Below are 7,102 nucleotides of genomic sequence, written 5' to 3'. Positions count from 1 at the left end.
CAATACAATCATCTTGAGGTCTTCATCTTTAATGTGATGAATTAACCAATCGGTTAAAAAGTGAGAAACTGCATTTGTTAACTTGGATAAGTCATCGTGATTTTCCTTCTCAAAGCTCAAAACCTTGGCTTTTAGGGCTTCATGCTTCATTTTATGTTCTACATAACCTGGATATTTATGGTCTAGCATGAATTTTTCTTCAGTGTCAAAATGAATTGTAGTGTAGTCTTTTAAACTCTGAAGTGTTTTTTCTAGTAACGCTTGGCCTTGTCCTTCCAACATAGCACTATTCAGCGCGTTAATGGTACTGAATAAGCTTTGGTGTTGCTAATCAATGATGACATCTCCTGTTTCATACTCAGGTCGCCATTGTGCGATTTTAATATTCATATATAACTCCTCAACAGAGAATCAATTTAAACTGCTTAGACAGAAATGTAACTTTAGAACTCTTTGCTGTATCAAGCTTGCACAAAAAATATTTGTGTTTATTTACAATTCTCCTATTTCTTTTATACTTGAATTTATCTGTATTAACTATTATACTACGCTAAATTTTATTACAGTACGTTAGATTTAATGAAATTGTTAAGAATCAACATATTTTTAAGATTTGGCACACACTAAAAAATCAATTAAATGTAACATTTGTGTAAGTCCTCACAAACAATCTACTCATATTTACCATTAACTATGCCTTTTCCCAGATCCAGCGGAATTTTATTACATCCTAGTTCTTTCCCCAGTCGCTTTGGTATTGGGGATTTAGGTTTAGAAGCCTATCATTTTATTGATTTTCTCAAAGACAGCTACCAGCAATATTGGCAAGTCTTACCTCTTGGTCCCACTGGTTATGGTAATTCTCCCTATATGTGCTATTCAGCAATGGCAGGAAATTACTTTTTAATTAGTCCAGAAAAACTGGTAAAAGAAGGTTTATTAGTTACAGAAGATTTTGCTAATTTACCAGCATTTCCGGCTGATAAGGTGGATTTTGAGCAAGTTATCCCCATTAAAGTAAATCTGCTCAAAAAAGCTTGTGATCACTTTAAACATCATGCCACTGATCTACAAAGAAAAGCATTTCACACTTTTTGTAACACTAGAGGCTATTGGCTGAATAATTATGCTCTGTTTATGGCGCTCAAAGATGCCCACAATGGAGCAAGTTGGCACACCTGGAAACAAGAACTAGCAAAACGCGAACCAGCAGCATTAGCCCAGATAGAACAAGAGTTAGCACAGGAAATATTCTATTACAAGTTCATCCAATATGAATTTTTCCGTCAGTGGTCAGAACTGAAAAATTACGCTAATCAAAATGGCATAGACATTATTGGTGATATCCCCATTTATGTAGCTCATGATAGTGCGGATGTGTGGGCTAATCCCGACAATTTCGCTTTAGATGAAGAAACAGGAGCAGCAGCTTTAATGGCAGGTGTACCACCCGATTATTTTAGCGCCACAGGTCAACTCTGGGGAAACCCCGTTTACAACTGGGAAGAGTTGCAAAAACAAGATTTCAAATGGTGGGTGCAACGTTTTGAAGCAATGCTGGATTATGTAGATATAATTCGGATTGACCACTTCCGAGGATTTGAGGCTTATTGGGCTGTACCCCAAGGAGAAGAAACTGCTATCAATGGTGAATGGGTAGAAGCACCAGGCGTAGCTTTTTTTGCAGCCATTAAACAAAAGCTGGGCAAATTACCCATCTTGGCCGAAGACTTGGGAATTATTACCCCAGAAGTAGAAGCACTGCGAGATCAATTTGAGTTTCCCGGTATGAAGGTATTACATTTTGCTTTTGGTTCTGATCCCGGCAATCCGTTTTTGCCCTTTAATTATCCGCGTAATGCTGTAGTTTATACCGGCACTCATGACAACGATACGACTTTAGGCTGGTTTAATACTACGAATGATTACGAAAAGCAAAATTTGTTGTTGTATTTGGGATCTATCAGTCCTGATGGGATAAACTGGGATTTAATTCGTTTAGCTTTGAGTTCCATCGCCAATCAAGCGATTATTCCTTTACAAGATGTTTTAGGATTGGGAAACGAAGCCAGAATGAATTATCCCAGTACGGCTGAGGGTAATTGGGAGTGGCGTTATCAGTCAGGGGTTTTAACTCAGGAATTGAGCGATCGCTTAAAAAATTTAACTAAACTTTATGGACGCGCTCCGAAAAATTCCTGATCAACAATTTATGCGTGCGTAGTATAAAGCAGGAATCATCATTACGTAATCAAAACTTAGTGCTTAGGTAGGGTCTGGTTTAACTTAATTGGAACAAAAAACGCAACATAGCTATTTTTAGTTATGTGCCGTATTTCACATTGGCAGGTAACAGCAATGTCTCCGAAAGTCTGCTGCATTCCAGTGATAAATTTTAGATTTTGTTAAACCAACCCTACAGACACACAACGGTTTAAGACTTGACTTTAGCGGCAATCCTAATTTCTTCAGGTTTCCCTGGTTTTCCCATTTCCTTGGCCTCCTGTTGATTAACACTCATCAACACACCACCAGCATTATCAGTTTTCACTGTCAGTTCCTCAGTTGCTTTCCAATTGCGATGAGATCCTTTGGGTAGAACCCCCTCAAATTCGGTTTTACCATCAGCCACCACACGAATCCAAGATGATGACTTTAAGGTGACACCAATCTCCACAGATTGAGCTTCTGGAGTGTTGAGATCGGCTTTAACTTTCTGTAAATACTGGGCTGGGAGTTTTTCAGTTGTCAAATCAGAACTTGTCTGTGCTTTTGGTTGATTTTGGCTATTATTGGCTTGTAGAGCAGTTCGATTCAATAATTGAGATAATCCGTTGACAGAGCAAATAATTACAAAAATGTAAAGCAAGTAAAGATGAACAGGACGTAGTTGAAAAAATGGTTGAGGTTGCCAACCGCGTTGAGAACTCACTGATGGAGAACCAACAGGAAAATGGCTGGCAAATTCTACCCCTTTGAGTCCCAGTGCATCAGCAAATTGTCTGATTAAACCGTGAATATAAATGGGTTCTGGTAAATCGTCTAAATCACCTACTTCAATTGCGTTCAATAATCTGCGAGGAATTCTCGTCACTGCCACAATTTCATCTAGTGATAAACCCTGTTGTTCACGCAAAGCCGCAAGCTGATCGCCCAATTCTGTCAATTTTTCTGACTGCTGTTGTTCTATGGACGGTTTGCTTGGCTTTTCAACCTTTTTTCTGAGCCAGTTCATGATTTGTCTTCAACTCCTTAACTCAACTTAATCATTAATAGGTATCCGCTTTATCTGATCGTTTAAAAAAATAATTTCTTCTGAGGTGAGATGACGATAGTCACCTACATCCAGAAATCCAGCGTTTGGTGTTTGTAATTGAATTGAACCGATGGCGGTGCGATGTAGTTGGATAACAGGATATCCTAACTGTTCAGCTACACGACGAATCTGACGATTTCTTCCTTCCTGCAAAATTATTTCTAATTTGCTTTGTTTAGCCAAGGGTTTAATTAAGCTTACTTTAGCAGAGCGGGTTTTTCTGCCTTCTAGTACAACACCTTCGCGCCACCTCTTCAGAACTGTTTCTGGGGGATGTCCTTTGACTACAACATGATATGTCTTAGAAATATTATGACTAGGATGAGTTAGCGCAAATGTCAAGTCCCCATCATTTGTTAATATTAATGCCCCGGTCGAATCTGTATCTAAACGCCCAACTGGGTGAATCCCAGTACCATGTTGTAATTGTTGCGGCAGTAGATCCAAAACAGTAGTTCTTCCTTGGGGATCGTTGCAGGTGGAAACTACTCCAGGTGGTTTATGTAGTAACAAATAAATTAAAGCCGGACGCTGGTTTTGAGATACAGTTTTACCATCAATACAGATAGTGTCTCGTTGGGGATCGACTTTTTGCCCTAAATGTGCCAAAATCCCATTTATCTTGACTCGTGATTGCTTAATCATCTCTTCAGCTTCACGACGTGAGGCAATACCCCATTGAGAAATTATTTTTTGTACCCTGACCTCCATGTAAAAATTGCTTCTTCCTTTCTCAGTTGTTAATTATCAATCTGTTTGCTGTTTCCTAATTTAATACCCAGAATCTCATTCTCTCATTTTGTAGTTAATAGGCATAAGTTTTATATTTAAGAACTGATTAAGGTTCTCCGATTTTTTCAGCAAAAATACCAGATTAAGTGGTTACATGATAGATAAAACTTCCCCAGCAGCAAATGGTAAAAAAATCCGATTAATTACTAAAGCTTTGACATCAGCGATCAAGCTATGGCTCAGAACACAATTAACAGAAGTATCTCAGATTGAGATTGAGATGGGAGCAAGCGATCGCCAACTGCTTTCTGGTTGTATTCCTTCTGTATCTATTTTTGCTACTAATGCAGTTTATCAAGGTATTCATGTTACACGTATTCAATTACGGGCTGAGAATATACAAATAAACATTGCCTCTGTACTTAAGGGTAAGCCCTTGCGACTATTAGAAATAGTGCCGTTGGTTGCTGAAATGGTGGTAGAAGAACAGGATTTGAACAACTCCCTCTCATCTAAATTATTATCAACTGCATTAAATGATGTACTGGTTCAACTATTACCAGAACAATGGGAAAAATCCAAGGCTATTTCTTGGCAGAAAATCACCCTTGACAATCAGCGTTTAATGCTGTATGGCATTTCTTTAACTGAAAGTGAATCCTCATCTTTAGAAATTGCTGTGGGTTTAGAACTACTCAGTGGTCAAGAACTACAATTAACACAGATTAAAGTTCTGTATAATCAAGAACCCATTTTAGAAAATAATTCTGGATACCATTTAGACCTTGGCTCAGATGTTGATCTCCAAGAACTAACGTTGAAATCTAGCCAAATATTATGTCGTGGACGCATCAACGTCAACCCTTAATTTAGGGATTGGGGATTGGGGATTGGGGATTGGGGATTGGGGATTGGGGATTGGGGATTGGGGATTGGGGATTGGGGACAGGTGACAGGTGACAGTGAAGAAAGCGGGGGAAGCAGGGGGAGAATATTAACTTTTGCCTCTTGCCTCTTGCCTCTTGCCTTCTGTTCCCTGTTCCCTGTTCCCTTCTTTACCAATTACCTTAACAAAGGCAAAATCAGAGTTACAAAATAGTAAACTAAAGGGGCTGTAAAAATATAACTATCAGTCCGGTCTAATATACCACCATGACCGGGAATCAACTGTCCTGAATCTTTCACTCCTGCGTCTCGTTTGAGCATAGATTCGGTCAGATCACCTAAAAGACTAGCAATACCAATCAATAAACCCAAGGTTAAACCAGTAATTAGCGCGTAAGGTAAATGGAGAAAATAAGCGCCTATTAAAGCTACTATAATACTGGCTGTGATGCCAAAAATTGCACCTTCTACAGTTTTTTTCGGACTGATATCTGATAAACGGGTTTTACCGAAAAATTTACCAAAAATATAAGCACCAATATCAGCAGCCCAAATACATAAAAAAGTTAAAATTGTAAATGTTAAACCCTGTGGTAGAGCATCTAAATTTCCCTGTGTGAAAATTTCATTCCAGTTGTTAGGCCAAAAACCACCCAAGGGAAGATTGCCAATAATATCTGTACTATTAAGATTTCGCAACCGCACCCAGTAACTCGGTAAATAACCGACATAAAATAACCCCATAATTGAAGCAGAAATGTCCGCAATGGTAGCAAATTGGGGTTGAAACAGCAGATAAAAACAAATAAATGTTCCTGCTAAGGGCATGACAGCATCAGCTAAACTACCATCGAGAGTACAAATTGCTAATAAAATTTGACTGACAAACATAGTAGTTTTAGCAGCGGGAGCTATACCTCTGGCTCGAACTAAATTAAAATATTCCTGTTGACCTAAAAAAACAACAATCGCGATAGATATGGTAAAATACCAACCCCCTAACAGGGTTGAAGATAAAGCAAGGGCGATCGCAATAACTCCACTAATAATTCGAGACCAAGGCATAATAGTATTTTTGGATTTTAGATTTTAGATTTTGGATTGAGTCCAAAACCGAAAACCGAACAAATTTAATCTAGTTTCTCACCACTGACAATAAAAATAGGATCAGCAGCAACAAAGGTTTGAGAAAAACCGCGTGTTTCTAAACGGTTAACCGCAGACTGCACAACTTCAATATTTCTGGCTCTTAATTGAGAAAAGCTTTGGGAAATAGCATACAGACTTTCTAGATTAGCAGCTGTAGCGACGACCCGACCGGATAAAGGCAAATAAAGCCAGACAGCTTGTAAAATTTCCTGGATGGGTCTTCCCCCTTCTATACAAATACAGTCAGGAGTCGGTTTAATATCATGTAAACACTCTGGGGCGCTGCCTTCAATTACTGCCACATTTTTTACCTCAAAGCGATCGCAGTTGCGTTTAATCAAATTAGCCACTTCTTCATCTCTTTCTACTGCAATCACTCGTCCCTGTGGACACAACAACCCGACCTCAACAGGAATTGTACCTGTTCCCGCACCAATATCCCACAACACTGAATCTGGTTTTAGCCGCAGTTGGGAAATTAACAATAATCGTAATTCTCGCTGACTCAGGGGAATACCTGGTAAATTCTCAAACAACTCATCAGGAATACCAGGGGTAATGTAAGGCCAAAGTTGGGAAGGCATAAGACTATACTAGGGATTAGAGATTAGAGATTAGAGATTAGAGATTAGGGGGGAAAATCCTGTTTAACCCCTAATATATGTCATAGCTTGTGAAACCCTTTTAAATTCATCTTTACAAGTAATCATGATAAATAAAGAAGTATTGGCAAATCGCTATGAAGTTCAACAGCAGTTAGGTAAAAAGTCAGGACGAAGAACTTTATTAGCGCGTGACTTGGTAACTGGTGACTTGGTAATTATCAAGTTACTTTCTTTCGGTAGTGATTTTCAATGGGATGATCTGAAGCTGTTTGAGCGAGAAGCCCAAACTTTAAAATCTTTATCACATCCTTCTATCCCGCGCTATCTCAACTATTTTGATGTCAAGTCACCTGCTTATCAAGGATTTGCCCTTATACAAACTTATATCCCAGCCCAAACTCTAGATCAACACGGG

The 7,102-nt window shown here is 38.8% G+C and carries 6 protein-coding genes and 2 pseudogenes; 3 read left to right on the top strand and 5 right to left on the bottom strand.

Going from position 1 to position 7,102, the window contains the following annotated elements; genetic code table 11:
- Positions 1 to 315 (bottom strand): annotated as a pseudogene (locus VB694_RS25075) (bacteriohemerythrin); the annotation flags it as partial.
- A gap of 378 nt (positions 316 to 693) precedes the next feature.
- Here VB694_RS25075 and malQ point away from each other — a divergent pair.
- The gene (gene malQ, locus VB694_RS25070; RefSeq protein ID WP_323363039.1) at positions 694 to 2,202 is read left to right on the top strand and encodes a 4-alpha-glucanotransferase; all 1,509 of its coding nucleotides are present in this window, start codon (positions 694 to 696) and stop codon (positions 2,200 to 2,202) included.
- A 232-nt stretch (positions 2,203 to 2,434) separates the two neighbouring features.
- Here the strand turns inward: malQ and VB694_RS25065 are convergent, their stop codons facing one another.
- Complete coding sequence (locus VB694_RS25065) at positions 2,435 to 3,235, bottom strand: helix-turn-helix domain-containing protein (RefSeq protein WP_323363038.1); 801 nt, start codon at positions 3,233 to 3,235, stop codon at positions 2,435 to 2,437.
- A gap of 27 nt (positions 3,236 to 3,262) precedes the next feature.
- Positions 3,263 to 4,027, bottom strand: a complete 765-nt coding sequence (locus VB694_RS25060) for a pseudouridine synthase (RefSeq protein ID WP_323363037.1) — start codon at positions 4,025 to 4,027, stop codon at positions 3,263 to 3,265.
- Positions 4,028 to 4,202: 175 nt separating this feature from the next.
- Here VB694_RS25060 and VB694_RS25055 point away from each other — a divergent pair, with 175 nt between their 5' ends.
- Positions 4,203 to 4,916: a DUF2993 domain-containing protein gene (locus VB694_RS25055; RefSeq protein ID WP_323363036.1), complete on the top strand. Its 714-nt coding sequence runs from the start codon at positions 4,203 to 4,205 to the stop codon at positions 4,914 to 4,916.
- 194 nt (positions 4,917 to 5,110) lie between these two features.
- On the opposite strand, the gene VB694_RS25050 is transcribed toward VB694_RS25055, so the two are convergent.
- Both VB694_RS25050 and cbiT read right to left on the bottom strand, forming a co-directional pair.
- Positions 5,111 to 5,998, bottom strand: coding sequence for a phosphatidate cytidylyltransferase (locus tag VB694_RS25050; protein WP_323363035.1), 888 nt, complete (start codon positions 5,996 to 5,998; stop codon positions 5,111 to 5,113).
- Between the two features lie 65 nt (positions 5,999 to 6,063).
- On the bottom strand, positions 6,064 to 6,666 hold the full coding sequence (cbiT, locus tag VB694_RS25045) for a precorrin-6Y C5,15-methyltransferase subunit CbiT (protein WP_323363034.1): 603 nt from the start codon (positions 6,664 to 6,666) through the stop codon (positions 6,064 to 6,066).
- A gap of 124 nt (positions 6,667 to 6,790) precedes the next feature.
- Between cbiT and VB694_RS25040 the strand changes: the two are divergent.
- A pseudogene (locus VB694_RS25040) lies at positions 6,791 to 7,102 on the top strand (serine/threonine protein kinase); the annotation flags it as partial.

The sequence above is a fragment of the Anabaena sp. UHCC 0451 genome (assembly GCF_034931405.1).
GTDB lineage: Bacteria > Cyanobacteriota > Cyanobacteriia > Cyanobacteriales > Nostocaceae > RDYJ01.
The sequence above is the reverse complement of the archived record's forward strand: the minus strand, read 5'-3'. Positions and strand labels throughout refer to the sequence as shown.